General features: G+C 71.8%; 23 protein-coding genes. 12 read left to right on the top strand and 11 right to left on the bottom strand.

Going from position 1 to position 25,773, the window contains the following annotated elements; all coding sequences use genetic code 11:
- Positions 1 to 48: 48 nt before the first annotated feature.
- On the bottom strand, positions 49 to 1,218 hold the full coding sequence (locus MMF94_RS10365; RefSeq protein WP_241036121.1) for a serine hydrolase domain-containing protein: 1,170 nt from the start codon (positions 1,216 to 1,218) through the stop codon (positions 49 to 51).
- 116 nt (positions 1,219 to 1,334) lie between these two features.
- Positions 1,335 to 3,710: a xanthine dehydrogenase family protein molybdopterin-binding subunit gene (locus MMF94_RS10370; protein ID WP_241036122.1), complete on the bottom strand. Its 2,376-nt coding sequence runs from the start codon at positions 3,708 to 3,710 to the stop codon at positions 1,335 to 1,337.
- Positions 3,711 to 3,911: 201 nt separating this feature from the next.
- Between MMF94_RS10370 and MMF94_RS10375 the strand changes: the two genes are divergently transcribed.
- Entirely contained in the window at positions 3,912 to 5,561 is a 1,650-nt protein-coding gene (locus MMF94_RS10375) for a fumarate hydratase (RefSeq protein WP_241036123.1), read from the top strand.
- A 34-nt stretch (positions 5,562 to 5,595) separates the two neighbouring features.
- Here the strand turns inward: MMF94_RS10375 and MMF94_RS10380 are convergent, their stop codons facing one another.
- Together MMF94_RS10380 and MMF94_RS10385 are read right to left on the bottom strand one after the other, a co-directional pair.
- Entirely contained in the window at positions 5,596 to 8,322 is a 2,727-nt protein-coding gene (locus MMF94_RS10380) for a bifunctional acetate--CoA ligase family protein/GNAT family N-acetyltransferase (RefSeq protein WP_241036124.1), read from the bottom strand.
- A complete protein-coding gene (locus tag MMF94_RS10385; RefSeq protein WP_241036125.1) occupies positions 8,315 to 9,484 on the bottom strand; it encodes an acetoin utilization protein AcuC in 1,170 nt (389 codons plus the stop codon). Before MMF94_RS10385 ends, MMF94_RS10380 begins: the two co-directional genes overlap by 8 nt.
- Before the next feature lie 218 nt (positions 9,485 to 9,702).
- Between MMF94_RS10385 and MMF94_RS10390 the strand changes: the two genes are divergently transcribed.
- Entirely contained in the window at positions 9,703 to 10,422 is a 720-nt protein-coding gene (locus MMF94_RS10390) for an iron-dependent transcriptional repressor DtxR (RefSeq protein WP_241036126.1), read from the top strand.
- A gap of 126 nt (positions 10,423 to 10,548) precedes the next feature.
- Positions 10,549 to 11,511: a UDP-glucose 4-epimerase GalE gene (gene galE / locus MMF94_RS10395; RefSeq protein ID WP_241036127.1), complete on the top strand. Its 963-nt coding sequence runs from the start codon at positions 10,549 to 10,551 to the stop codon at positions 11,509 to 11,511.
- A gap of 17 nt (positions 11,512 to 11,528) precedes the next feature.
- Here the strand turns inward: galE and MMF94_RS10400 are convergent, their stop codons facing one another.
- Positions 11,529 to 12,599, bottom strand: a complete 1,071-nt coding sequence (locus tag MMF94_RS10400; RefSeq protein WP_241036128.1) for a DUF4192 domain-containing protein — start codon at positions 12,597 to 12,599, stop codon at positions 11,529 to 11,531.
- A gap of 256 nt (positions 12,600 to 12,855) precedes the next feature.
- Here MMF94_RS10400 and sthA point away from each other — a divergent pair, with 256 nt between their 5' ends.
- On the top strand, positions 12,856 to 14,265 hold the full coding sequence (gene sthA / locus MMF94_RS10405) for a Si-specific NAD(P)(+) transhydrogenase (RefSeq protein ID WP_241036129.1): 1,410 nt from the start codon (positions 12,856 to 12,858) through the stop codon (positions 14,263 to 14,265).
- 3 nt (positions 14,266 to 14,268) lie between these two features.
- Here sthA and MMF94_RS10410 read toward each other — a convergent pair whose 3' ends face one another.
- Positions 14,269 to 15,027: a M23 family metallopeptidase gene (locus tag MMF94_RS10410; protein ID WP_241036130.1), complete on the bottom strand. Its 759-nt coding sequence runs from the start codon at positions 15,025 to 15,027 to the stop codon at positions 14,269 to 14,271.
- Between the two features lie 702 nt (positions 15,028 to 15,729).
- Between MMF94_RS10410 and MMF94_RS10415 the strand changes: the two genes are divergently transcribed.
- The gene (locus MMF94_RS10415) at positions 15,730 to 16,911 is read left to right on the top strand and encodes a coiled-coil domain-containing protein (RefSeq protein ID WP_241036131.1); all 1,182 of its coding nucleotides are present in this window, start codon (positions 15,730 to 15,732) and stop codon (positions 16,909 to 16,911) included.
- 46 nt (positions 16,912 to 16,957) lie between these two features.
- Here the strand turns inward: MMF94_RS10415 and MMF94_RS10420 are convergent, their stop codons facing one another.
- On the bottom strand, positions 16,958 to 17,323 hold the full coding sequence (locus tag MMF94_RS10420; RefSeq protein WP_241036132.1) for a hypothetical protein: 366 nt from the start codon (positions 17,321 to 17,323) through the stop codon (positions 16,958 to 16,960).
- Positions 17,324 to 17,444: 121 nt separating this feature from the next.
- Here MMF94_RS10420 and MMF94_RS10425 point away from each other — a divergent pair, with 121 nt between their 5' ends.
- From MMF94_RS10425 to MMF94_RS10435, 3 genes are all read left to right on the top strand, one after another.
- The gene (locus MMF94_RS10425) at positions 17,445 to 18,119 is read left to right on the top strand and encodes a response regulator transcription factor (RefSeq protein ID WP_241036133.1); all 675 of its coding nucleotides are present in this window, start codon (positions 17,445 to 17,447) and stop codon (positions 18,117 to 18,119) included.
- Complete coding sequence (locus MMF94_RS10430) at positions 18,116 to 19,402, top strand: sensor histidine kinase (protein ID WP_241036134.1); 1,287 nt, start codon at positions 18,116 to 18,118, stop codon at positions 19,400 to 19,402. The genes MMF94_RS10425 and MMF94_RS10430 overlap by 4 nt, the downstream gene beginning before the upstream one ends.
- A gap of 71 nt (positions 19,403 to 19,473) precedes the next feature.
- Positions 19,474 to 20,766 (top strand): aspartate aminotransferase family protein, encoded by a 1,293-nt coding sequence (locus MMF94_RS10435; RefSeq protein WP_241036135.1) that lies wholly within the window; start codon positions 19,474 to 19,476, stop codon positions 20,764 to 20,766.
- A gap of 11 nt (positions 20,767 to 20,777) precedes the next feature.
- Here MMF94_RS10435 and MMF94_RS10440 read toward each other — a convergent pair whose 3' ends face one another.
- Complete coding sequence (locus tag MMF94_RS10440) at positions 20,778 to 21,716, bottom strand: NADP-dependent oxidoreductase (protein ID WP_241036136.1); 939 nt, start codon at positions 21,714 to 21,716, stop codon at positions 20,778 to 20,780.
- 97 nt (positions 21,717 to 21,813) lie between these two features.
- Here MMF94_RS10440 and MMF94_RS10445 point away from each other — a divergent pair, with 97 nt between their 5' ends.
- On the top strand, positions 21,814 to 22,236 hold the full coding sequence (locus tag MMF94_RS10445) for a PPOX class F420-dependent oxidoreductase (RefSeq protein WP_241036137.1): 423 nt from the start codon (positions 21,814 to 21,816) through the stop codon (positions 22,234 to 22,236).
- A 12-nt stretch (positions 22,237 to 22,248) separates the two neighbouring features.
- Here the strand turns inward: MMF94_RS10445 and MMF94_RS10450 are convergent, their stop codons facing one another.
- A complete protein-coding gene (locus MMF94_RS10450) occupies positions 22,249 to 22,653 on the bottom strand; it encodes a tautomerase family protein (protein WP_241036138.1) in 405 nt (134 codons plus the stop codon).
- Positions 22,654 to 22,701: 48 nt separating this feature from the next.
- Positions 22,702 to 23,067 (bottom strand): YkvA family protein, encoded by a 366-nt coding sequence (locus MMF94_RS10455; protein ID WP_241036139.1) that lies wholly within the window; start codon positions 23,065 to 23,067, stop codon positions 22,702 to 22,704.
- 137 nt (positions 23,068 to 23,204) lie between these two features.
- Between MMF94_RS10455 and MMF94_RS10460 the strand changes: the two genes are divergently transcribed.
- Positions 23,205 to 23,693 (top strand): hypothetical protein, encoded by a 489-nt coding sequence (locus tag MMF94_RS10460; protein WP_241036140.1) that lies wholly within the window; start codon positions 23,205 to 23,207, stop codon positions 23,691 to 23,693.
- On the opposite strand, the gene MMF94_RS10465 is transcribed toward MMF94_RS10460, so the two are convergent.
- Entirely contained in the window at positions 23,690 to 23,863 is a 174-nt protein-coding gene (locus MMF94_RS10465) for a hypothetical protein (RefSeq protein WP_241036141.1), read from the bottom strand. The genes MMF94_RS10460 and MMF94_RS10465 overlap by 4 nt on opposite strands.
- Before the next feature lie 196 nt (positions 23,864 to 24,059).
- Between MMF94_RS10465 and MMF94_RS10470 the strand changes: the two genes are divergently transcribed.
- Both MMF94_RS10470 and MMF94_RS10475 read left to right on the top strand, forming a co-directional pair.
- Positions 24,060 to 24,863 carry an alpha/beta fold hydrolase gene (locus MMF94_RS10470; protein WP_241036142.1) on the top strand — a complete coding sequence of 268 codons (804 nt, stop codon included), beginning with the start codon at positions 24,060 to 24,062 and terminating at the stop codon, positions 24,861 to 24,863.
- 110 nt (positions 24,864 to 24,973) lie between these two features.
- Positions 24,974 to 25,753 carry a PadR family transcriptional regulator gene (locus tag MMF94_RS10475; RefSeq protein ID WP_241036143.1) on the top strand — a complete coding sequence of 260 codons (780 nt, stop codon included), beginning with the start codon at positions 24,974 to 24,976 and terminating at the stop codon, positions 25,751 to 25,753.
- Positions 25,754 to 25,773 lie beyond the last annotated feature (20 nt).

Here is a 25,773-nt window from a genome sequence, read left to right on the forward strand (position 1 = left end):
CACACTTTCGGGGGGCGGTGCATCGACTCGGCGTACCCGAATCCGGCTTCAGAGGTGCGCGTAAAGGGTACTTTCGAAGGCGCTGTACACCGCGAGAGCTTCCTCGGGGATGAACGGCAGTGACTGGCTGTAGATCGCCGCCGTGATCCCCGTGGTGCGGTCGACCCAGAAGTGGGTGTTCATCAGCCCGGCCCAGGCGCCGCTGCCGGCTCGGCGCATCCCCGGCACGTCAGCGGTGTTGAGCAGCAGCCCGTATCCCCACTTGCAGCCAGGGCCCGGATGGAACCCGTGAGACGAACGGGGGTCCGCGGTGTCGATCGAGGCCGGGAAGTCCAGGTCCCCGATCTGGTTGGTGAACGCCGCCTCCACCGTGGCCGGCTTCAGGATCGTGGCGCCCTCGAACGTGCCCCCGCCGAGCAGGGCCCGCTGGAACTTCAGGTAGTCGCGTGGGGTCGAGTAGAGCCCGTGCCCGCCCGCCCAGAAGTCCGGTGTGGCCGGGAGGATCTCCCCGATGTCGGTCCAGCGGCCGTCCTCGCCCTTGACGTGCACCGCGGCGGTGTTCGCCCGCTGCGCGTCGGTGGGCGCGAACGAGGTCTCCCGCATCCCGAGCGGGCCGGTGATGCCCTGCGCGATCACCACGTCCAGGGTCGTCCCGGACGCCGCCTCGATGACCCGGCCCAGCCAGTCGGTGTTGATCCCGTACTCGTACTTCGTGCCGGGGTCGGCCACCAGCGGCGCGGTGAACACGATGTCCTTGCCGGAGGTGACGGTCGGAGTGCCGGTCAGCTCCTGCCAGCGGGCGATGCCGGCGTTCCAGAACCAGTAGCTCAAGCCGCTGGTGTGCGTGACGAGATGCCGCACCGTGGCCCGGCTCGCCGGGGCCCGCAGCCGGGGAGTGTCCCCGTCGAAGCCCTCCAGCACCTGTAGCTCGGCGAACTCCGGGCGATACGCCTCCACGGGAGCGTCCAGATCCAGGGCGCCCTGCTCCACCAACTGCAGCGCGGCCACCGTGGCCACCATCTTGGTCATCGACATGATCCGGAAATGGGTGTCGGGCGACACCTGGTCGGTGCCGCCTGCCACCCGGGGGCCTGCCGCCCCTTCGTAGATCACACCGTCGCGGTCGGCCGCGATCGCCACCGCGTTGGGCATCGCCCCGGACTCGACCCCGTCACGCAGCACCGCGTCGATCGCCGAGGCATCGATGGTCGAGCTCACCGGCAGCTCCTCCCCGTCCGGATGTGTCACTCCGGTCACACTGTGGAGCGATCAGCCGACGCGGTCACGCACAAACGCACCGCGCCCTATCCAGACGGGGAGGAGCCGGACGAAACTCAGATCTCGCCGCCCTCCACGACCTCGCCACCCGGGCGGACGGGCAGCGAGGCGAAGGCTGCCGGCGGCTCGCGCCAGAGATCGGCAGGGTGCCCGCTACGGGCGTCCTGGACCGCCCGCCACACCCGCTCCGGGGTGCACGGGAGGTCGACGTGCCGCACGCCGAGCGGGCGCAGCGCGTCCACCACCGCGTTCTGCACGGCAGGCGTGGCGCCGACCGTGGCGGACTCGCCGATCCCCTTGGCGCCAAGCGGGTTCATCGGTGTGGGCGTCTCGGTGTTGGCGGTCTCGAACGTGAAGAGATCGGCAGCGCTCGGCATCCGGTAGTCGGCCAGCGTGCCGGTGAGCGGCTGCCCCTCGGAGTCGTACACGATCTCCTCGTACAACGCCTGCGCGATGCCCTGCGCGAGTCCGCCGTGCTGCTGCCCGTTGACGAGCAGCGGGTTGAGGATGCGCCCGCAGTCGTCCACCGCGACGTGCCGCCGTGGCGTCACCCGGCCGGTCTCGGTGTCGACCTCGACCACCGACACGTGAGCCCCGAACGGGAACGTGGCACCTTCCTGGCGGAAGTCGAGCGCGGCCGCGAGCTGCGCCCCGTCGTTCTCCGCCGCGCCCGCCACCTGCGCCCAGGTGAGCGTCACCGACGGCACACCGGCCACACCGAACTCGCCGTCCTCGGTGAGCTGCACGTCGTCGACCGACGCCTCGAGCATGGCCGCGGCGCGCCGCCTCGCCTGCTCCAGCACGTCCTCGGCCGCGGCACGGACGGCGTTGCCGCCCATCTGAAGCGACCTCGAACCACCCGTCCCACCACCGCGCGGAACGGCCGCGGTGTCGGACTGCACGAAGCGGATCTTCTCCATCGGGATGCCGAGGCGGTCGCTGGCGAGCATGGCGAACGCCGTCGGGTGGCCCTGGCCGTGGCCGGACGTGCCCGCCGAGATCGTGGCCGAGCCGTCGGCGTGCACGGTGACCGACCCGAACTCGGTGCCGCCGCCACCCGCGGTGATCTCGACGTACACGCTCACGCCGATGCCGAGCATCACCGGGTCGCCCGCCTCCCGGCGGGTGGCCTGCTCCTCGCGGACCTTCTCGTAGTCGACGAGCCGCAGCGCCTCCCGCAGCGGGAGGTCGTAGTCGCCGATGTCGTAGTTTGCACCGGGGATCGTCGTGAAGGGGAACTCGGTCGGCTGGATGAAGTTGCGCCGGCGGATCTCCACCGGGTCGAGGCCGAGCTCGTCGGCCGCGAGATCCATCATCCGCTCGAGGTAAGCCGTGGCCTCCGGGCGCCCGGCTCCCCGGAAAGCACCGACCGGCGTGGTGTTGGTGAGCGCCGCGGCTGCGTCGAACCCGATCTTCGGCATCCGGTAGACGCCCTGGCTCATCAGGTACGTCGGGCCCATCACCAGGCCGCCGTTGAACCCGGCGTAGGCGCCGGCGTCGGCCACCACCCGGGCCCGCATGCCGGTGATGACGCCCTCGCGGGTGAGCCCGAGCTCGTAGTACCCCACCTGCGCACGGCCGTGCGGCATCGAGACGAGGTTCTCCGAGCGGGTCTCCACCCACGTGACCGGACGGCCGAGGGCGCGCGCCGCACCGATCACGACGGTGTGCTCGGCGAGGAGACCGGCCTTGCCGCCGAACCCACCGCCCACGTGCGGGGTGATCACCCGCACGCGGTCGGCGTCGAGGCCGAGGACGGCGGAGGTCTGGTTGCGGAAGCCGTGCGGCATCTGGGTGGACACCCAGATCGTCAGCTCGTCGTTCGCGCCCTCCTCGCCCCACGGGCCCGGGAGTACGGCGATCGCGTTGCCCTCCATGGGCATCACCGCGAGCCGCTGGTTGACCATCCGAGCGCGGACGACCACCTCGGCGTCGGCGAGCGGGGCGTTGTCGGAGCGGGCACCCGCCGCGACGTTGCTTCCCAGATCCGGGAACTGCGGCTCGGAGGCGGGGTCCAGCGCGGCCTCCAGGTCGATCACGGCAGGGAGCGGGTCGTAGTCGACCTCGACGAGCTCGGCCGCGTCGACGGCGGCGGCCTTCGTCTCGCCGATCACGACCGCCACCGCCTCGCCGACGAAGCGCACACGGTCGGTGGCGAGCGGCGGGCGCGGGAGGTCGGGGTTGACGACCATGAGCCCGTGGTGGGCGGGGAGGCCGAGATCGGCAGCGGTGAAGACCGCGACGACCCCGGGAGCGGCCTTCGCCTCGGTGGTGTCGATCCCGAGGATCCGCGCATGGGCCAGCGGAGAACGGACGAAAGCGGCGTGCAGGACGCCATCGAGGGCGAGATTCCCGACATAGGTGCTCGCACCGGTGATCAGTTGAAGGTCTTCCACTCGGCGGACGGAGGTGCCGAGAATCGATCCAGCCATGGCGCTGACCCTACGGATATCTGATTAGCCATGGCCACAAGTTGACGTTCCGGGCCGTACGGGAGAAGGTCTCAGGGCGTGCTTGCGCGGTCGGCCCGTCCGTTCGCGCGTCCCCGGGGGGTCGGACTGGTCGGGGGCCGGTCCGGCCTCCCGACCCACGCCCGCCTCACCCGGTCACCGCCGCGCTGTTACTTTCGGTGCGTGCCCGAGTTCCGCCACACCGACGTGCTCCCCCTCGGCCCCGACGACACGGAATACCGCCGTCTCGACCTGCCGCCGGGCCAGGTCATCGAGGCCGCGGGTCGCACGTTCCTGGACATCGACCCCACCACGATCACGGCGCTCATGCGCGAGGCCGTGCACGACATCCAGCACATGCTGCGCCCGTCGCACCTCGCGCAGCTGCGCGCCATCGTCGACGACCCCGAGGCGTCGCCGAACGACCGGTTCGTGGCCACCGACCTGTTGCGCAACGCGTGCGTCTCGGCGGGTGGCGTGCTCCCGATGTGCCAGGACACGGGCACCGCGATCGTCATCGGCAAGCGCACCGAGACGGTGCTGACCGGCGGCAACGACGAGGAGGCCGTCTCGCGCGGCATCTTCGAGGCCTACGACGAGCTCAACCTGCGCTACTCGCAGATGGCACCCACGTCGTTCTGGGACGAGAAGAACACCGGCACCAACCTCCCGGCCCAGGTCGAGCTCTACAGCGCTCCGGGCCAGGCGCCGAAGTACGAGTTCCTGGTGATGGCCAAGGGCGGCGGCTCGGCCAACAAGACGTTCCTCTACCAGGAGACCAAGGCGCTGCTGAACCCGAAGAAGCTCGCCGGCTTCCTCGACGAGAAGCTGCGCTCGCTCGGCACCTCGGCCTGCCCGCCCTACCACCTCGCGATCGTCGTCGGCGGGATGTCCGCCGAGTACACGCTCAAGGTCGCCAAGCTCGCCTCCGCGCGCTACCTCGACACGCTCCCCGACGCCGGTTCCGACATCGGCCACGCGTTCCGCGACCGCGACCTCGAGCAGCAGGTCCTCGAGCTCACCCGCGAGTTCGGCATCGGCGCCCAGTTCGGCGGCAAGTACTTCTGCCACGACGTGCGCGTCATCCGGTTGCCCCGCCACGGTGCGTCGCTCCCGGTCGGCATCGCGGTGTCGTGCTCGGCCGACCGGCAGGCCAAGGCCAAGATCACGCCGGAGGGTGTGTTCCTGGAGCAGCTCGAACGCGACCCCGCGAGCTACCTCCCCGAGACCACCTCCGAGGACCTCTCCGAAGAGGTCGTGCACGTCGACCTGAACCGGCCGATGGACGAGATCCGCGCGCAGCTCTCGTCGCTGCCGGTGAAGACACGCGTCTCGCTCACCGGCCCGCTCGTCGTGGCGCGCGACATCGCGCACGCGAAGATCGCGGAACGGCTGGAGGCCGGGGAGCCCATGCCCGAGTATCTGCGGAACCACCCCGTCTACTACGCCGGGCCTGCCAAGACACCCGAGGGCTACGCCTCCGGTTCGTTCGGGCCCACCACCGCGGGCCGTATGGACTCCTACGTCGAGCAGTTCCAGGCCGCAGGCGGCTCGCTGGTGATGCTCGCGAAGGGCAACCGGTCGAAGCAGGTCACCACCTCCTGCGCCACCTACGGCGGGTTCTACCTCGGCTCGATCGGTGGCCCGGCCGCCCGGCTCGCCCAGGACTGCATCCGCAAGGTCGACGTCCTGGAGTACCCCGAGCTCGGCATGGAAGCGGTGTGGAAGATCGAGGTGGAGGACTTCCCGGCGTTCGTCGTGGTGGACGACAAGGGCAACGACTTCTTCGCCGGGGTCAGCCAGCCGACGCTGCAGGTGTCGTTCCGGCGGTGACCACCCGCACCGCGTAGCGGTCGGGGGCTGCCTCTCAGATGCGGCGGGGGCCGCTCTCCTGCCGGGTGGGGGGCGGCCCCAGCACGATCCGCGCTCCGGTGACGAACACGCCCTCGGCCGAGGCGAGCACCGGGTCGAGGGCGAGCGAGCGCACCTGCGGCAGGTCCTCGGCGATCCGGCCGACACGCAGCACCAGCTCCTCCAGCGCGTCCAGCCGGACCGGCTCGGTGCCGCGGTAGCCGGCCAGCAGCGGGGCCGCCCGCGGTGCACGCACCAGCGCGGCGGCGTCCTGGTCCGACACCGGCACCACCCGGAACGCGCGGTCCCCGAGGAGCTCGGTGGCCATCCCCGAGAGCCCGAACGACAGCAGCGAACCGAACGACGGGTCGTCGACGACCTCCAGGACGCACGAGACCCCCTTCGGTGCCATCCGCTGCACGTAGACCTCTCCGCTGCCGGTCAGCCGGACGATGTCCTCGTGAGCGCGGCGCACGCCGCCGCTCGTGCCGACGTCGAGGTGCACCCCGACGAGATCGGTGCGGTGCCGCCAGCGGTCGCCGACCGCCTTCAGCACCACCGGGTAGCCGAGCTCGTCGGCCGCGGCGACGGCGGCATCGGCTCCGGAGACGCGGCGGAAGTCGACGACCGTGATGCCGAAGCAGGCAAGCAATTCGACCGCCTGCTCGTCGCTGAGCTCGGTGCGTTCCCCGCCACCGAACCGCTCCACCAGCTCCCGGGCCTGGTCCGTGTGGAGCCCCGGCGGGCAGACGAACTGCCCGACGGGCCGCGAGCGCCACCGGGCGTACCGGCTGACCCGGGCGAGCGCGGCCGCCGCCCGCTCCGGACTCGGGTAGCTGGGCACGGATCCCGGCCCCGGTCCGCCGTCCTCGCGGGGCACGGCCAGCTCGGCCGGCACCCCCTCCGCCGCGAGGAAGACCGCGACCACGGGCTTGTCCGCTCTCGCGACGGCCTCACGCAGTGCCCGTGCGTAGGCCGCGCCCGGGACGGCGATGGGGGGCACGAACACCACGACGAGTGCGTCGGCGCCGGCGGCCTCGCCCGACGCCCCGGCGTCGCCGATGGCCCAGGCGACGGCGGCGGCGAGCTCCTCGGGCGGGGCACTCGCACCGACGTCGACCGGTGGCCCGGCAAGCTCCATTCCCTCGTCGAGCAGCGCGTCGCCGACGAGGAGCCCCAACGCGGTGGAGTTGCCCACGACGGCCACCCGCGGCCCGGCGGGCAACGGTTGGTAGGCCAGCAGGAGCGCGGTGTCGAACAGCTGCGACAGCGTCTCGACGCGGATCACGCCGGCCTGCTCGAACAGGGCCTGGACGCTCGCCTCGTCGATCGGCACCCCGCTCGCCGCGAACGCCGGCACGGCGGCGGAGTGGCGGCCGCTCTTCACCGCGACGATCGGCTTGGTACGCGCAAGGCGGCGCGCGAGCCGGGCGAACTTGCGCGGGTTGCCGAACGTCTCCAGGTACAGCAGCACAACATCGGTGGCCGGGTCGGTCTGCCAGTACTGCAGCAGGTCGTTGCCCGAGAGGTCCGCCCGGTTGCCAGCGGAGACGAACGTGGACAGGCCGAGCCCCCGCTCCTTGGCGGCGGCGAGGATCGCGATACCGAGCGCACCGGACTGGGAGAAGAACCCCACCCGGCCACGACCGGGCAGATCAGGGGCGAGAGTGGCGTTGAGGCGGATCTCGGAGTCGGTGTTGGCCACCCCGAGCGCATTCGGGCCGACCACCCGCATCCCGTGGGCGCGCGCCTCCGCGACCAGCCGCCGCTCCGCGACGAGGCCTCCCTCCCCCGCATCGGCGAACCCCGCGCTCATCAGAACCAGCGCCTTGACGCCCTTGGCCAGGCAGGAGTCCATCACCGTGTCGATCCCCGCGGCGGGCACGGCAACCACTGCGAGATCGACGGCGTCCGGGATGTCGGTGACCGAGCCGTAGGCACGGACGCCACGGACCGAGCGGGCCTCGGGGTTGACCGGGTAGACCGGCCCGCTGAAGTTGGCCCGCAGCAGGTTGGACAGCGCGGCATGGCCGATCTTGGCGGGGTCGGTGGACGCGCCGATCACCGCGACGGAGGTGGGGTGCAGGAGGTTGCGCACGCTGCGCGCCTCGGCCCGCTGCTCGCGGGAGTCGCGGACGGCGAGCGAGCGCTCGGTGGGATCGACGTCGAACTCGAGGTGCAGCGTGCCCTCGTCGAACGTCCGGCTCACCTGGTAGCCGGCATCCCGGAAGACCCGCACCATCTGGTGGTTCTCGATCAGCACCTCGGCGACGAACCGGCGAAGCCCGTTCTCCCGGGCGGCAGCCGCCAGGTGCTCCAAGAGGATCGAACCGAGACCGCGGCCCTGGTGCGAGTCGCGGACGACGAACGCGACTTCCGCCGAGTCCGAGCCCTCCGTGCCCGAGGTGCCACCAGGCCCGCCCTCACCGGGAAGCCCCTCGTAGCGCCCGACAGCGATGATCTCGTCGCCCAGTAGGCAGATGAACGCCACCCGCGTGCGGTGGTCGACGCGGGTGAACCGCTCGAGGTCGCGCGGCGAGATCCGCGGATAGTGCCCGAAGAACCGCAGGTAGCGGGTGCGTTCCGACAGGCTCGCGTGGAACCGCACGAGCGCGTCGGCGTCGCTGGGCAGGATCGGGCGCAGGTGCACGATGCCGCCGTCGGAGGCCACGACGTCGGCCTCCCAATGGCGGGGATAGCCCGGCTGCGCCTCCGCGCCCGGCGCGGGGTCGACCTCAGTCACGCGGATCGTCGGGGTCGAGGCCGTGGAGGGGGAAGACCGCTCGCCTGGTTTCGAGCACCGCGGCGTCGACGCGGTCGGAACCCTCGGTCCAGGGCTCGTAACCGATCTCGCGCCCGTCGGTCATCTCGGTGGGCAGTCGCTGCCCGGTGAGCCCCGCGGCGTGGGCCACCCACCCGGCAGGCAGCGGCCGGTGCGGCTCGACGTCGCGATCGAGCACCGTGGAGACGAGGTGTGTCCAGGACCGCGGCACCACACGGAACAGCCCGTACCCGCCGCCCCCGAGAGCCAGCCACTTCCCGCCCGCGGCGTGCTCGGCCAGCTGGCGCAGCTCCCGGTAGATGGCCCGGTGGCCGTCGACGGACAGCCCGAGGTTGGCCAAGGGATCCTCGACGTGGGTGTCCACCCCGCACTGGGTGACGAGGATCTGCGGGCGGAACTCGGTGATCAGCGACGGCACCACCGCGTGGAACGCGCGCAGCCAGGCCCCGTCGGCCGTGCCGGGCGGCAACGGCAGGTTGACCGCGTATCCGGCGCCCTTGCCCTCGCCGTACTCACCCGGCCACCCCGTGCCCGGCCACAGCGTCATCGGGTGCTGGTGCAGGGAGATGGTGAGGACCCTCGGGTCGCTGTAGAACGCGGCCTGCACGCCGTCGCCGTGGTGGACGTCGACGTCGATGTAGGCGATCCGGTCGAACCCGTGGTCGAGCAGCCAGGAGATCGCGACGGCGCAGTCGTTGTAGACACAGAACCCGGACGCGTGGTCGGCCATCGCGTGGTGGAGCCCGCCTGCGATGTTGACGGCGCGGTCGGCCCGGCCCTCGGCGATCTCCCTGGCGGCCAGCAGGGAGCCGCCGCACACCAGCGCGCTGGCCTCGTGCATGCCGAAGAAGACCGGGTTGTCCTCCGTGCCGAGCCCGTGGCCCACTCCGAACGGGGCGTCGGGAGCCGACTTCACCGCCGCGAGGTACGAGGGCACGTGGACCCGCCGGATCTCCTCGTCCGGCGCCTGTTCGGGAACCAGCGGTTCGACGCCTTCCAGAATGCCGAGCCCGGTGGCGAGACGCATTGTCAGGTCGAGACGGACCGGGTCGAGCGGATGTTCGCCGCCGAGGTCATACCGCAGGAACTCGGGCGTCCACACGACCGCGGCTCGCGGAGTCATGGCGCGACCGTAAGGGATCAGCAGGCCCAGCGCGCCTCAGGGCGCCGCCCTGGTGGCCGCCGGGCATGGCGAATGGGGGCGTGGGAAGTGGGTGTCATGCCTGACGAGGCGACCAATGATGGCAATAGGGTGGCCACCTGGCCGATTCTGCCGGGGTTGGCGGACCTCGACGAGCCACTGCCCAGATAAGATGGGGTATTGACGAAGGGGCTGGGCGCGTGAATGAGCTCATTGACACGACCGAGATGTACCTCCGGACGATCTACGAACTCGAGGAGGAGGGCGTCGTACCCCTGCGGGCGCGGATCGCGGAGCGCCTCGGCCAGAGCGGCCCGACGGTAAGCCAAACCGTCGCCCGGATGGAGCGCGACGGCCTCGTGGTGGTGGCCGGCGACCGGCATCTGGAGCTGACCGACAGCGGTCGGGCCCGGGCCGTGTCGGTGATGCGCAAGCACAGGCTGGCCGAGCGGCTCCTCTCCGACGTGATCGGGCTCGAATGGGAGCTGGTGCACGCCGAGGCATGCCGGTGGGAGCACGTGATGAGCGACGCCGTGGAGCGCAAGCTCGTGCAGTTGCTCGACAACCCCACCATCTCCCCCTACGGCAACCCGATCCCCGGGCTGGACGAGCTCTCGCAGCGCGCCGACGCCGCGTCGGTGGCCGTCTCCGCACCACCCACGCTCGAGGTGGGGCTGCAGCGGCTGGACGAGTTCGCCCGGCGCGGTGGCGGCATGGTGGAGGTGCGGCGGATCGCCGAGCACGTGCAGGTGGACGCCGACCTGATGGCCGAGCTCAAGTGCGCGGGCATCGTGCCGGGCGGCGACGTGCAGGTGCGTTCCATCTCCCGCTTCGGGGATGCGGTGCCCGTGGCGGCCGAAGGCGCGGAGGCCACGGTGGCACCGCTCATCGCGCACGCAGTGCTCGTGCGAGCGCGCTGACCCCGCTCCTCCCCCTCGTCCGGTGGGCGGAAGCGGCATGAGACGGTGTGCGCCGCCGACCCGATCCGCATCGCGGTGGTGGTCGGCGTGACGCCCCGGCAGTCGGCCCGTCCCAGGAGGAACCTCGTGAAGCTGCTCGTCACCGGTGGAGCCGGCTACGTCGGCAGTGTCTGCGCCGCACACCTGGTGGACGCGGGCCACGACGTGACGGTGCTCGACGACCTCTCCACCGGGCACCAGGACGCGGTGCCCGATGGCGCCCGTTTCGTGCGGGCCGACCTGGCCGAGGCGGCGGACGACGTGCTGGCCGAAGGCTTCGACGGCGTACTGCACTTCGCCGCCAAGTCGCTCGTGGGCGAGTCGGTGAAGCAGCCGGAGCTGTACTGGTCGGGCAACGTCGTGACCACGTTCCGGCTGCTCGAGGCCATGCGCCACCACGGAACGCCCCGGCTGGTGTTCTCCTCCACCGCGGCCACCTACGGCGAGCCCGAGCAGGTGCCGATCCGGGAGGACGCCCCCACCCGGCCCACCAACCCCTACGGCTCCAGCAAGCTCGCCATCGACCACGCGATCAGGTCGTACGCGATCGCGCACGGTCTGGCGGCGGTGAGCCTGCGCTACTTCAACGTGGCCGGCGCGCACGGCCGCTTCGGCGAGCGGCACACGGTGGAGACGCACCTCATCCCGCTCGTGCTGCAGGTGGCATCTGGCACGCGCGACATGGTGCAGGTGTTCGGCGACGACTGGCCCACCCCCGACGGCACGTGCGTGCGCGACTACATCCACGTCGACGACCTGGCCGCGGCTCACCTGCTGGCGCTGGAGTACGCCCAGCCGGGCGCGCACTCCATCTACAACCTGGGTAGCGGCACCGGCTTCTCCGTGCGCGAGGTGATCGATGCCTGCCGGACCGTGACCGGCCATCCGATCCCTACCACCGTCGCACCGCGACGGGACGGCGACCCGGCGGTGCTCATCGCCTCCAGCGAGGCTGCGATGACCGATCTCGGCTGGCGCCCACAGTTCACGGACATCACCAGGATCGTGGGCGACGCCTGGCGCTTCACCCAGAGCAGGCAGCCCGTCTGAGCCGCGCCGTGGCGTGATCACGAGCGGCCCCTGCGCGGCAGCCGCTCCCGACGGACGGCGCCACCGACATGCCCCTCGCAGTCGCGCAGCAACTCCCTGATCTGCTCGGGGCGCATTCCGAGCAGACCCGAGCGCACGATCGCGGCCAGCCGGTGGCCGGGCCATGCGTGTTCGGCCCGGTCGAGTGCGATGTTGGCGAGCGCCCCGTCGCCGCGCATCAGGGCCGACACGGCCAGCAGCACGGCGGGTTCGGCGGCCTCGGGATCAGGGGTCTCGCGGACCAGCGCCGTCCAGAGTTGTTCTGCTGCCGCCGCTGCCGGCCCGATGCACTGCAGCAGGGCTGAATCACGGATGGCCGGGACAGCGAGCGCCCCGGCGAGCGCGACGACCCTGGCGTCGTCGAGCACCAGCCGATCGGCTGCGGCGTCGGCGACGGCGGCGTCGACGACCGCGGCATCGACGACGGCACCGGGATCGGACCGGGCCAGCGCTTCGTCCGTGGCCTGGATCAGCAACGCCTCCCGCCTGCGGATCCGCTCCGGGTCGGCCGGCGCGACCAGTGCCTCGATTTCACGCCGATCGGCCCACACGACCTGGCCCGCGGTGACAGCCGCCGCTGCGAACGTGGTGGTGGAGAAGTCGGGCACAACGCCGGTGCATTCGCAGGTGTCGTAGCAGGACCAGCGGGCACCTTCGCTCGTGCTCTCCGCCCACAGCACGGTGTGGGCACGCACCTGGTGCCGTTCCAAGGCCTGGATCACATGCCCGACCAGCTCCACGTGCGGCGCGGCGGCGGCGGCGACCACGACGACCGCGGCTCCGGTGGGCGTGTCGAGGAGCAGGTGCTCGGCGGCGCAGGCGGCGTGGTCGCGGACGTGTTCGGGCGGGGGGAGGTCGACCCGCAGCGTGAGCCCCAGCCTGCGGCCGGACCCACCGCCGGTGGCCACGAGCACGAGGGACTCGCGGGGATGGAAGCCGAGCAGCACCGGTACGGCGGCCACCAGCTCACCCGGCTCGCGGACCCGGACCGCCGGACCTGACGGTGATCGCCAGGGCGAGGCGGAGCGGGGGATGTCGGAAGTTGCCATGCGCCGAGCATCGGGGACGCCGCAGCCGTCCGGGCGCCGTTGACCGCGCACCTGTGGACCACCGGGGCCGCGAGCGCCCGAGATCGGCTCTCGAAGCCGCCTTGTGGACGACGCCGCCGGATTGTCGTCGTCGACTGTTAACCTCCCGCGCTTGCCGCGGGGTGCCTCCGCCCGCGACGCTGGCCAGCGTGGCTGGGCCGCCACCGGCGCTGATCAGGTGGGCGCCTGCCGAGCGAGTGAGGGGGAGGACGTTCCCGTGTACGACTACGACCTGCTGGTGATCGGCTCGGGACCCGGCGGTCAGAAGGCGGCGATCGCGGCCGCGAAGCTCGGCAAGCGGGTGTGCGTCGCGGAACGGCGCAACATGATGGGCGGTGTCTGTGTGAACACAGGCACGATCCCGTCGAAGACGCTGCGGGAGGCCGTGCTCTACCTCACCGGGTTCGCGCAGCGGGACATGTACGGCGCCAGCTACCGGGTCAAGGCCGAGATCACGATCGGCGACCTGCTCGCCCGCACCACTCACGTCGTCGGGCGCGAGGTCGAGGTGGTGCGCAACCAGTTGCTGCGCAACCACATCGACATCCTGGGCGGCACCGCCCGCTTCGAGGACCCGCACACCGTCGTCGTCGAGGGCGAGGGGCGCGGCGACCACAACACCGTCACCGCGGAGAACATCATCATCGCCACCGGCACGAAGCCGGCCCGGCCGCCTGCGGTCGAGTTCGACGAGGAACACGTGATCGACTCCGACGCCATCCTCACGCTGCAGCGCGTGCCCGGCTCGCTGGTGGTCGTCGGTGCCGGGGTGATCGGCATCGAGTACGCATCGATGTTCGCCGCACTCGGCACGCGCGTCACCGTCGTGGAGAGGCGTCCCTCGATGCTCGACTTCTGCGATCCCGAGGTCGTCGAGTCGCTCAAGTTCCACCTGCGCGACCAGGCCGTCACGTTCCGGTTCGGGGAGGAGGTCGAGAAGGTCGAGATCACCCCGAAGGGCACGGTCACGAGCCTCGCGAGCGGCAAGCGGATCGCCGCGGACATGGTGATGTACTCGGCAGGCCGCCAGGGCGTCACCGACGAGCTCGCCCTGGAGAAGGCGGGCCTGGCCGCCGACAAGCGCGGGCGGATCACGGTGGACGGGCAGTACCGCACCGCGGTGCCCCACATCTTCGCCGTGGGCGACGTGATCGGCTTCCCCGCGCTCGCGGCCACGAGCATGGACCAGGGACGCCTCGCCGCCAACCACGCCTTCGGGGAGCCGGTGCGAGAGCTGCAGCAGCTGCAGCCCATCGGCATCTACACGGTTCCCGAGATCTCCTACTGCGGGAAGACCGAGGCGGAGCTGACGTCGTCGGCAGTGCCGTACGAGGTGGGGATGTCGCGCTACCGCGAGCTCGCACGCGGGGCGATCGTCGGTGACTCCTACGGGATGCTCAAGCTTCTGGTCTCCACCGAGGACCACAAGCTGCTCGGCGTGCACGTGTTCGGCACCAACGCCACCGACCTCGTACACATCGGTCAGGCCATCATGGGCTGCGGCGGCACCGTCGACTACCTCGTCGACACGGTGCTGAACTACCCGACGCTGTCCGAGGCGTACAAGGTGGCGGCGCTGGACGTCACGAACAAGATGCGTGCGCTCAGCGTGTTCGGAGACCAGTAACCGCTAGTAGAGGATGCCGTGCTGGTCGAGCCACGGGCGCGGGTTGATCTTCTTGCCGGCCGGGGTGATGACCTCGATGTGCAGGTGCGGTCCGGTCGACTGGCCGCGGTTGCCGACCTCGGCGATCTGTTGGCCGGCCGCCACCTTCTGGCCGACCTTCACGAGCGAGCGGTTGATGTGCCCGTAGACGGTGATCGTGCCGTCGGCGTGCCGGACCCGCACCCAGAGCCCGAAACCGGTGGCGGGCCCTGAACTGATCACGGTGCCTGCGATCGGGACGCGGATGGGGGTGCCGATGGGGGCGGCGATGTCCAGGCCCTGGTGTGTCGTGCCGGCGCGGAGCCCGAAGCCGGACGTGACCCGTCCGGTGACCATCTGGATCGCGCGGCCCAGGTCCGCCACGGGAGCCGCCGCCTTCTTGGCCTGCTCGGCGCGGGCGGCCTCCGCCTTGGCCTGCTCGGCCTTGGCCGCGGCCTGATCGGCGGTACGGGCGGCTGCGTCGGTGACGGAGCGCTGTAGGTCGGCCACCTTCACGAGCGAGGCCGCATCGGCGATGACGGGTGCGGGATCGACCCCCGCGACTGCGGCGGCGGGGGGAGGATCAGCCACCAGCGGGGCGGCGTCCGCTGCCACGCGGAAATCCATGTCGGGGCCGACGAGCCCGTTGATACCGAGGCTCAGTGCGCTCGCGCCGTCGGCGACCGCGGGGAGAGCGGTGGCGAGCACATGCTGGCCTGTGGCGGCGACTGCGCCGCCTGCCACGACCGTCGCGGCGAGTCGAATCGAGAGTGAGGGGGTGAGTTGCCGGGCTGGGGTCGACCGGTGTGCGCCACCGGCCCCCGCTGTCGCCATGGCGAGCGACAGCGGGGGCCCAAGGTGTGCGCGCCGGCCCGAGGGGGAGCGGTGCCGTGCCACAACCATTCCTTCCGGATCTGAGCGACCCGGCCGGACGTCCCGCTCGGGGGTGCGGGGCGAACCGCTCGGGGTTGCGGTCCGTGTCCGGTCTGTGACCAGGTCGTGATCGATCCGGGGGAAACGTTAAACGCCGATGACCCGCCTTTGACCCACGCGGCACCGGAACTGAGGTCGCTGAGCAGCACCGGGCGACGAGTGGCGGAATAGGCATGTCGGCCGCGACACGCCGTTCGAAGGGCTCCGTTCGGCGCAGAATCGGCCCCGGTCCTCCGCCGGTCGGCGCTCCGTCGTAACCACAGAGCGGACACGGCGGGAGCGGTACCAGCGAACGGAGCAGTCGGGGTTGCCGGTCGCCGCACGATCAACACCGCACACGGGCCGCGTCGTGATCGAGAGCACGTGAGTCTCCGAGCGTCAAGGGTCGGCAAAGCTTTCAGAGTGTTGGTCATCCACGAACAAAGAGCGCTTCACGATGCGTATCGGGACAGGACACGCAAAGCGCCTGTCCGGGTACGGTTCGACCAGCCCGGTGCGCGCGAGGGGAGCACGTTGTTCCGCAGGTCCGACCCCAGGGACGAGCCCGCCGACGAACGCGCGGTGGCCGCGCGCAACGCCGCGACACAGGCCTTCCTCGCGCTCGACGACGAGCAGCGGGCCGTCGCCGAGGCGGTGCGGGACGCCGAGGAGCTCGAGATCGCGCCGGGACTCGCGGAGGCCTGGCGCGAGGTCGCGGCCATGGGGGACGCAGCCACGGAGGCCTACCTGTCGGCGACCGGTACTCACGCGGCCGCGGTCGCCCGCGCAGCCGACGAGCGGGCGCTGCGGGAGATCGAACGGGCCCGCGAGACGATCCGCCGGTTTCGCGACTCGCACTCGCGTCCGCTCGACGAGGCGGCGTACACGCGCAGCAGCGTGCCCCGCAGGATCCAGCAGGCACGCACGGCGCTGATCGAGGCACGCACCGCCGTGGAGCGGGCGGAGGCGGCCGGCACCCGGTCCCGCCGTGCGGCGGAACGGCTCGCCGAGGCCGAGCGGACCGCCGGACGGCTCGAGCGCCCCGGCGCCCACCTGCGCGAACGCCTGCAGGTCGCCGAGCACACCCTCGAGCTGGCGCGGTCGGCGGCGACGCTCGCCGCCGAGGCCCCTGGCACCGCCGAGGCCGTCCGGACCGCGCTCCGCAGCATCGCCACCCGCCGGTCGGCCGCGGCCACCAAGACCGACCGCATCCAGCCCGCGCTCTCGGCCCTGCGCCGGGAGTTCTCCGATCCCTGCTCCCGCGACCTCACCGGAGCCGAGGCGCTCGCCCACGAAGCGATCGCCGAGGCCGACCGGGCGATCACGCAGACCCGGCGACTGGCCGAGGCCGGCGACTGGGACGAGGCCGCGGACCAGATCGCGGCGGCCCGTTCGGCGCTCGGACGTGCCGAGGAGCACCACGACCTCGTCACGGATCGGCTCTCCCTGCTGCGCGGTGTCCGGGCCGATCCCGGGCAGCAGGCCGCCGACGCCCGGTTCGTGGTGCGCGACGCCCAGCGGCTCGTGGTGGACCGCGGGCTCGTCGCCGAGTTCGGCCCCGTGCTCGACGCGCAGTCGGTGCGACTCGCGAACGCCCAGGAGCGGCTCACCGGCGCGCACCCCGACTACTGGCTCTACCTGACGGAGCTGCGCGGCGTCCGGGATCGGGTCAAGGAGGTGGTCACCCGGGCGCGGAGCACTCCGCCACGGCGCTGACGGCCCGTGCCGACCCCCGAGACCGGCACGGGCCCGCCGGCACGTGCTACTCGTCCCGATGCTCAGCCGACGCGCCACACGCGAGTCGCGCCTTCTCCGCGGGCACCGGCCCGGAGCCGGTGTAGATCACCTTGATCTTCTTCCCGTGTGGAACGGCATGGTCCCCATCGGGGGGCGAACCACGGTGGAAGCGGACCTTGCCGTCCCGCTCCCCTTCCCGCACCGCCTTCAGCTTCGCCCGCTCCTCATCCGTGAGCGGGCGGAACGTGGCGTTGCCGTCCTCGCACGTGACGACGACTGCTTCCCCCGACGGCTCACCCGGGTCGGGTGTGCTCGCACTGGCAGCCCCGGTCAGGACGGTCATCAGGCCCGCAGCTGCCAGCACGGAACCGGCGATCGTACGGATGCGCACAGGTGCTCTCCTCTCGGTCGATCGAACGAGCACAGGCTCGCGCCGGACTGCTGAAACCGGACTGAACATCGCTGAACACGTCTTCAGGTTGACCTCAGGCGCCCTGGCCAGACTGACGGGCGTGCGCCTGCTCCTGGTTGAGGACGAGAAACGACTGACCGACGTGCTCGCGGGCGGTCTCGCCGAAGAAGGCTTCGCCGTCGACGTCGCCCACGACGGCCCCGACGGGCTCTGGATGGCCGGCGAGAACGAGTACGACGTGATCGTGCTCGACGTCATGCTTCCCCGGATGAACGGCTACACCGTGTGCGGCAAGCTGCGCGCCGCCGACATCTGGACGCCGATCCTCATGCTCACTGCGAAGGACGGCGTGCACGACGAGGCCGAGGCGCTCGACACCGGTGCGGACGACTACCTGTCGAAGCCGTTCTCCTACGTCGTGCTGCTGGCCCGGCTGCGCGCGCTGGTGCGCCGCGGCGGGCCCGTCCGGCCGGTGTCGATCACGGTGGGTGACCTGACCCTCGATCCGGCAGGGCTGCGCTGCCGGCGGGGGCGCGTCGAGATCGCGCTGACCCCGAAGGAGTTCGCCGTGCTGCACACCCTCGCCCGGAGAGCGGGCGAGGTGGTCTCCAAGCGAGAGTTGCTCGCGCAGGCCTGGGACTTCGCGTTCGACGGCGACCCGAACATCGTCGAGGTGTACATCAGCGCCCTCCGTCGCAAGATCGACAGGCCGTTCGAGCGCACCTCCCTCGTCACGGTCCGAGGCGCCGGGTACCGGCTCGAGGCGTCCGGGTGAGCGGCCGGTTCACGTCACGGCTGTCCGTGCGCCTGCGGGCGACTCTCGCTGCCACCGCCATCGTCGCCGTCGCCCTCGGCGTCGTGTCGGTGGCGCTGGTGAGCGTGCTCCGCGGAAGCTTGCAGGACAGCGCGGCCGCGGAGGCCACCCGGCGCGCCGCGATCACGGCCGAGCGGTTGGCCGACGGCAGCGGGGCGGCCGGAGCAGGCTCGCCCGGCGCTGCCGTCGACCCCGATGTCGTGATCATCGGCGAGCCCCCGACGCGCAACGTCCTGGTGGTGCCCAAGCAATGGACCCCGTCGGCGACCTACACGGTGGTGAGCAAGCCGGTGGACACCGCGGCGGGGAAGGTTCTCGTACAGGCGAGAGCTTCCCTGCAGCCCGTCGCCACCGCGCTGGCCACCCTGTGGAGCGTGCTGCTGCCCGGCATCCCCGCCCTGCTCCTGCTGGTCGCGGGTCTCACCTGGCTCGCGGTCGGACGGGCCCTCGCGCCCGTCTCGGCGATCCGTCAGGAGCTCGCGGACATCACCGCGAGCGATCTGCACCGACGGGTCCCGGTGCCCCCGGCCCGTGACGAGATCGCCCGCCTCGCCGCGACGACGAACCGGACGCTGGACAGGCTCGAGCACGCCGTGGGCCGTCATCGGCAGTTCGTGGCCGACGCCGCCCACGAGCTGCGGAGTCCGCTCGCCGTGCTCCGCGCCCGCCTGGAGATCGCGCCACCCCAGGCGCTCACGGCCGAAGCGCTCACGGACGTCGACCGGATCCAGCGCCTCACCACCGATCTGCTGTTACTCGCCCGCCTCGACGCCGACGAGCCGGCGGAGCACGAGGAGGTGGACCTCGGCCAGGTCGCCGCGGAAGAGGCCTCCCGTGCCCGCTCGCGGACCGAGGTCGGCGTCTCGCTGGACATCAGCAGCGAGATCGTGGTCAACGGGTCCTGTGAGCAACTGCGCCGCGTGGTCGCCAACCTCGTGGACAACGCCGTGCGGCACGCCCGGACCGCCGTGGTCGTCCGCCTGGTGCGCTGCGGCGGCGACGCGGTGCTCGAGGTCGACGACGACGGACCAGGTATCCCTCCCGAGCACCGCGAGGCGGTCTTCGACCGCTTCACCCGGCTCGATGAGGCAAGGGCCCGGGACGCGGGAGGGTCCGGGCTCGGGCTCGCCATCGCCCGCGACATCGCCGTCCGCCACGGCGGCACCATCGCCGTCGTCGATGGCCCGGCGGGAGCATCCTTGCGCGCCCGCATCCCCCTGCGACGAGGTGTGCCGGTGCGCTGACGCAATCGTTCTCCGGGGCGCTGGCAGATGTCGTGTGGACGCAGAGATCCGTTCTTCCTACCGTCGACGCCATGCCGGACGACACCGCCCCCGACCGTCACCTGATCCGCTACGCGGGCCGCGCGGCCTTCAGCCCAGGGATCATCGACCGCGCGGCCGGCAGCTGGGTGTTCACCGAGGACGGGCGCGAGCTGCTCGACTTCACCTCAGGTCAGATGAGCGCGATACTCGGACACTCCCATCCGGCGATCGTCGCAACGGTCCGCGAGCAGGTCGGCCGGCTCGACCACCTCTACAGCGGGATGCTGTCCCGTCCGGTTGTCGACCTGGCCCGGCGACTGGCCGACAGCGTGCCCGCTCCGCTGGACAAGGTGCTGCTGCTGACCACCGGTGCCGAGTCGAACGAGGCCGCGATCCGGATGGCGAAACTCGTCACCGGGAAGCACGAGATCGTATCGTTCGCCCGGTCCTGGCACGGGATGACCCAGGCCGCGGCGAACGCCACCTATGTCGCAGGCCGCTCCGGTTACGGGCCGGCAGCGCCGGGCAACTTCGCCTTGCCGGTACCGGACCGGTTCCGGCCCGACCTCGTCGACGCCGACGGGAACCTCGACTGGCGCCGTCAGCTCGACCTCGGGTTCGACCTGATCGACGCCCAGTCGGTCGGCAGTCTCGCCGCCTGCCTGGTCGAGCCGATCCTGAGCTCCGGCGGTGTCGTCGATCTCCCGCCCGGCTACCTGGCTGCGCTGCGGGACAAGTGCCACGAGCGCGGGATGTTGCTGATCCTCGACGAGGCCCAGACCGGGTTGTGCCGGACCGGGGACTGGTACGCGTTCGAGCGCGACGGAGTGGTCCCCGACATCCTGACGCTGTCCAAGACCCTCGGTGCCGGGCTGCCGCTCGCCGCCGTTCTGACCAGCGCGGAGGTCGAGCAGGAGGCCCACGACCGCGGCTACCTGTTCTTCACCACGCACGTCAACGACCCGCTGCCGGCCGCTGTCGGGAACACCGTGCTCGACGTGCTGGTCCGCGACCGGCTCGACGAACGGGCGCACGATCTCGGGAAGATCCTGCAGGACGGGTTGCGCGAGCTGGCCGGCAAGCACCCGGTGATCGGGGACGTGCGCGGGCGCGGCCTGCTGGTCGGGCTGGAGCTGGTGGCCGGACCGGGCATCGGCGACACCGACACGCTCGGCGCCGCGGTGACCCAGCGGTGCGCCGAGCTCGGCCTGCACATGAACATCGTGCAGCTGCCCGGCATGGGCGGGACGTTCCGGATCGCGCCGCCGCTCACCGCGACCGAGGGCGAGATCGGCCGTGGTCTGGAGATCCTCGACGCCGCGCTGACCGACGTGACGAGCTGACCCCGGCCGGATCAGGTCGTCAGCACCAACTTCCCGGTTGTGTGCCCGAGCTCGCCTGCCCGATGGGCGTGCGAGGCCCGTTCCAGGGGGAAGGTCTCGGCCACGAGCACCCGCAGCCGCCGGTCGCCGACCAGTTCGGCGAGTTCGTCGAGACCGTCGCCGTCGGGTTCCACGAGCATGCCGGTGGCGCGCAGGCCCCGATCCCCCGCGGCGGCCACGGCATCCGCCGCTGCTGCTGAGGGCAGGCAGATGAGCCGGCCGTCGGGGTGCAGCACGTCGAGCGAGCGCACGGCCACCTCGCCGCCGAACATGTCCAGGACGAGGTCGACGGGTTCGATCACCTTCTCGAACGCCTCGGTCCGGTAGTCCACGGCCTCGTCGATCCCCAGGTCGTTGAGCAGGTTGTGCTTGCCGACGGAGGCGGTGCCGACCACATAGGCGCCCAGGGCCTTCGCGATCTGGACGGCCAGGTGCCCGACCCCGCCCGCGGCACCGTGCACGAGGACCCGCTGGCCCGGCTGCACGCCCGCGATGTCCACCAGCGCCTGCCACGCGGTGAGCCCCGCGAGCGGGAGCCCGGCCGCCTCCACCTCCGACAGACCGGCCGGCCGGTGCGCGAAGTGCCGTGAGGGAGCGGTGACGAACTCGGCGTACGCGCCGGCCTGGCGCGGGAACCACGGCATCCCGAACACCGAGTCGCCCACGGAGAACCGGGTGACCCCGGGGCCGACCGCGTCGACGGTGCCCGCGACGTCCCAGCCGACGGTGAACGGCGGCGGACCGATCACCGGGGCCATGCCGGCACCGGCGCGCGTCTTCCAGTCCACCGGGTTGACCCCCGCCGCCGCGACGCGAACGCGGATCTCGGTGGGCAGCGGCGTCGGTACCTCCGCCTCACCGACCTCGAGCACCTCGGGTCCGCCCGTCGACAGCTGCGTGATCACGCGCATCGTTCCCACGGTCGATGCCTACCATCAGGACCGCGATGGCACCTGGCGGGGCACGAAATCTGCGGCGACCGGTAGATACACGCGCTACGGTGCGCCGGTGGCCACCCTTCCCGACAGCGCTCGTGCCCTGGTCGAGTCCGGGCGGCTCGCCCACTGCGCCACCGTCAACGCCGATGGCAGCCCTCACCTCAGCGCAGTGTGGATCGGGCTCGACGGCGACGAGATCGTGATGGCACACCTTCCCGAGCACCGGAAGGTTCGCAACCTCCGACGCAACCCCCGCGTCGTCCTGTCGCTGGACTCCGAGGAGCGCAACGCGATGGGGATGCAGTACAACCTGGTGATCCACGGCACGGCCACGGTCACCGAGGGTGGGGCGCCCGAGCTGCTGCAACGGCTCGTCAAGGTCTACGCCGGGCCGGACGCCGAGTTCCCGCTGCCGCCCGACCCGCCGCCCGGCTTCGTGGTGCGGATCGCCGTGGAGCGGGTAGGTGGCGTGGGCCCCTGGACCCAGCGCTAGGGCAGAGCTCGTTCAGGTGGCGGCGCGGGCGCGCGGCTCGCCGCGGCGGGCGGTGGCCGGCACGCCACCGATCGCCCAGTCCTCGGGTCGCACCGAGATGATCCGGCCCTGCACCATCCGCCGGTCGGCACCGAGCACGTCGACGATGATGTCGGTGACGGCACCGAGCAGCCGGTGGCGCTGCTCGGTCGAGCGGCCCTCCAGGAGCGTGGCCGTGAAGTAGGGGGCCGAACGTCCCGACGCGGGGCTGCCCGCGGTGGCCCAGTGCTCGGGCCGGTGCAGCGTGACGTAGGCACGCACCTGATCCAGGGGCGTGTCCAGCAGCTCCGCGCAGCGGAGGCTCATCGCCGTGAGCACCTCGGCGTGCTGTGCGGGGGTGTGCATCCCCTCGACGAGATGGACTTCGAGGATCGGCATGGCGCTCACCGTAAGGGGCCGCCGATGCGGTACAAGATCGACCCCGCGTCAGGCGGGCTGCTGGTCCATCACGACCGGCTGGTTGCGCTCCCACGCGAGGAACCGCTCGGTCTCGACGAGAACGGCGCCGCCGAGCCACGCCGCGACGATGACGTCGTCGCCGATGCCCAGCAGGGCCAGGAACGCCTCGGGGACGAGGTCGATCGGCGAGACCAGGTAGGCCAGCGCGAGCAGCAGGAGCCCGAGCCGCCCACGGGTCAGGTCGGGGTAACGCCCCGAGAAGGCACCACGCAGCATCCGGGGCACCGAGCGCAGCCGATCGCCGAACCCCGGGGCGCCCGGCCTGAGTCCGCTGACCAGTACACGCCCGAGGGCTGTGAACGCCGCGATCCGGCGAGGTCCGATGGTGGGCACGTCCGTAACAACGATCAGGACGCCGAGAACGTTCCGGGCGGGAGAAGTGCCCCCATTCGGGGCAGCCGCCTCACAAGGACCGATCCGGGCGAGGTCTATCGTCTGCACCTCCACAGATCGCTTTCGGGGAAGTGACGATGGGTCTCGTTCCGCGTGCCACGATGCTGGCCGCCACGCTGGTCGCCTGCGCCTTCGCGGCGGGGTGCGGCGGGTCCGTCGCCGATGCCGACGGCCGCGAGCCGACCCGTGCGGCGCCGCCGGCCTCGAGCCCGTTCTGTGTCGCCGCCCAGCAGAACGTTGCCGCGGTGCGGCCGCTGTCGGCCCTGATCACCCGCGGCGGCGGCAGTCCCGAGGAGCTGACGAACACCATCGACGGGGTACGGCGCGCGGGCGCGGCGATGCTGAACTCCGCCCCCGACGAGATCCACGACGACGTCCAGCTCACCGTGGACTCGATGGGTCTGCAGCTCGATGCGCTACTGGCCAACGGCGGCAACGGGGCGGCCGTGGCCCGCGACCCGCAGCTCAACGCCCGGCTCGCGGCGCCGGAGCTCGCCGCCGCGCGCGAACGGGTTCAGGCCTACGTGAACGAGAACTGCGGCGCGCTTCCGGGCACCGGTCGCTAGCGACCGATGGAACGGCGGGAGCGCCCGGCCTTCACGGCCGAGTACGTGACCATGCCGACCACCACCACGGCACCGATCACGAGCGCGGTGCCGAGGAACTCGAACACCGCTCCCAGCACCGCGAGGGCCAGCCAGATGACCACCATGATGCCCAGGATCTTCAGCAGCATGTGATCCGACCTCCTCGGTCCTCACCCGGTCGCGCGACTGCTCGAACGACCGGCTCCGTGTTCCTATCAGCCCCGCTCCCGAGCCGGGCCCCCCGAGCGGGTGACGCACCTCGTTACCCCTGGCGTAATCGACCGGCCACGCGTCATGCCCGATCGTCGACATCGACACATCGGGCAGACGTGAAAGGGAAACGACATGCCGCACATCGAGGCCGCGGACGGCACCAGGCTCTACTACTACGACGGCGGCGGCACGGGACCTGTGGCCGTGTTCGTCCACGCCTGGTCGATGAGCTCGACCATGTGGGAGTACCAGGTCGCGGCCTTCCGCGAGGCGGGATACCGCTGCATCGCGCTCGACCGGCGCGGCCACGGCCGCTCGGACGTCCCGGGCACGGGATATGACCTCGACACCCTCGCAGGCGACCTGGCCGGGCTGCTCGATCGGCTGGACCTGCGCCGGGTCGTGTTCGTCGCGCACAGCCTCGGGACTCTGGAGCTGACGCGCTACCTCACCCGCTACGGCACCGGCCGGGTGGACCGCGCGGCGTACGTCGGTGGGATGGCGCCCGGCTGCGTGCCCCAGGAGCATCTGGAGGCGATCGTGGCGGCACTGCGCGCCGACCGCCCGAAGTGGTTCCACGACGGGGCACCGGCGTACTTCGCCACGAGCGGCACCGGCGCGTGGCTCTCGCCCGCGCTGGTGGACGACGCCATCCGGTCGATCCTGGTCACCCCGCTCGAGGTGCAGACGGCCACCCTGCAGACGATGGGCGTCGACCTGCGGGCGGAGCTGTGCTCGATCGACATCCCCACGCTGGTGGTGCACGGCGACGCCGACGCGTCGGCGGCGATCGACGTCACCGGGCGGCCGACCGCCGCGTTGCTGCCGAACAGCAGGCTGGAGGTCTACGCCGGTGCGCCGCACGGGCTGTACGTCACGGAGAAGGACCGGCTGAACAAGGAGCTGCTCGCCTTCGCGGCGCCCGCTAGAACGTGACCGGCGTCACATGCGATAGGTCTTCACCGTATCGCGATATATCGTGATGGCACACGAGCTACTCGCTGCCATCAGGGCAGGAGGCTCGCACCGTTCGAGGAGATCACGAGATGAACGCGATGAACCCCGCGTGGAACCTTCCCTTCCCCGGCTTCGGGGGCGCAGGCCTGCGAGGCAACCCCTTCGGCCGCGGACACGGGCACGGACACGGGCACGGGCACGGACACCCGATGCCGCCTGCCGGGCCGATGGCCGCTGCGATGGGCGCGATCGTGCCGCCACGGCCGTTCGACGGCCCGGACGACGACGGCGACCACGGGCACCACGGCCGGCGCGGCCACAGGCGGCATGAACGCCGTGGCCGACCCCCCTTCGGCCCGGGCTTCGGCCCGGGCATGCCTCCCCGTGGCTTTCCGGGACACCACCACGGAAGGCGCGGCCGCCGGACAGCCCGCGGCGACATCCGCGCCGCCGTGCTGGCCCTGGTCGCGGAGCAGCCGCGACACGGCTACGAGATCATCCAGGAGATCAGCGAGCGCACGGGCGGAGCCTGGCGCCCGAGCCCGGGATCGGTCTACCCCACCTTGTCCCAGCTGGAGGACGAGCGCCTGGTCCGCGTGGAGCAGGCCGATGGCCGCCGGGTCGTTCACCTCACCGAGGAGGGCACCCGGTACGTCGAGGAGCACCGCGACGAACTGGACGCGGTCTGGGCGTCGGTGGGCGGCGACGACGGCGACGACAACGGGGCGGGTGAGCTGTGGGAGCAGCTCGGCCAGCTCCATGCCGCAGCCCAGCAGGTGATGGCCGCCGGCAACCCGGAGCAGATCACGGCAGCCACCACGGCACTGACCGAGGCACGCAGGACGATCTACCGGCTGCTCGCCGAATAATCAGGGGGACGTGGGGGGGG

It is taken from the genome of Pseudonocardia alaniniphila, from assembly GCF_022524485.1.
GTDB classification, from domain to species: domain Bacteria; phylum Actinomycetota; class Actinomycetes; order Mycobacteriales; family Pseudonocardiaceae; genus Pseudonocardia; species Pseudonocardia alaniniphila.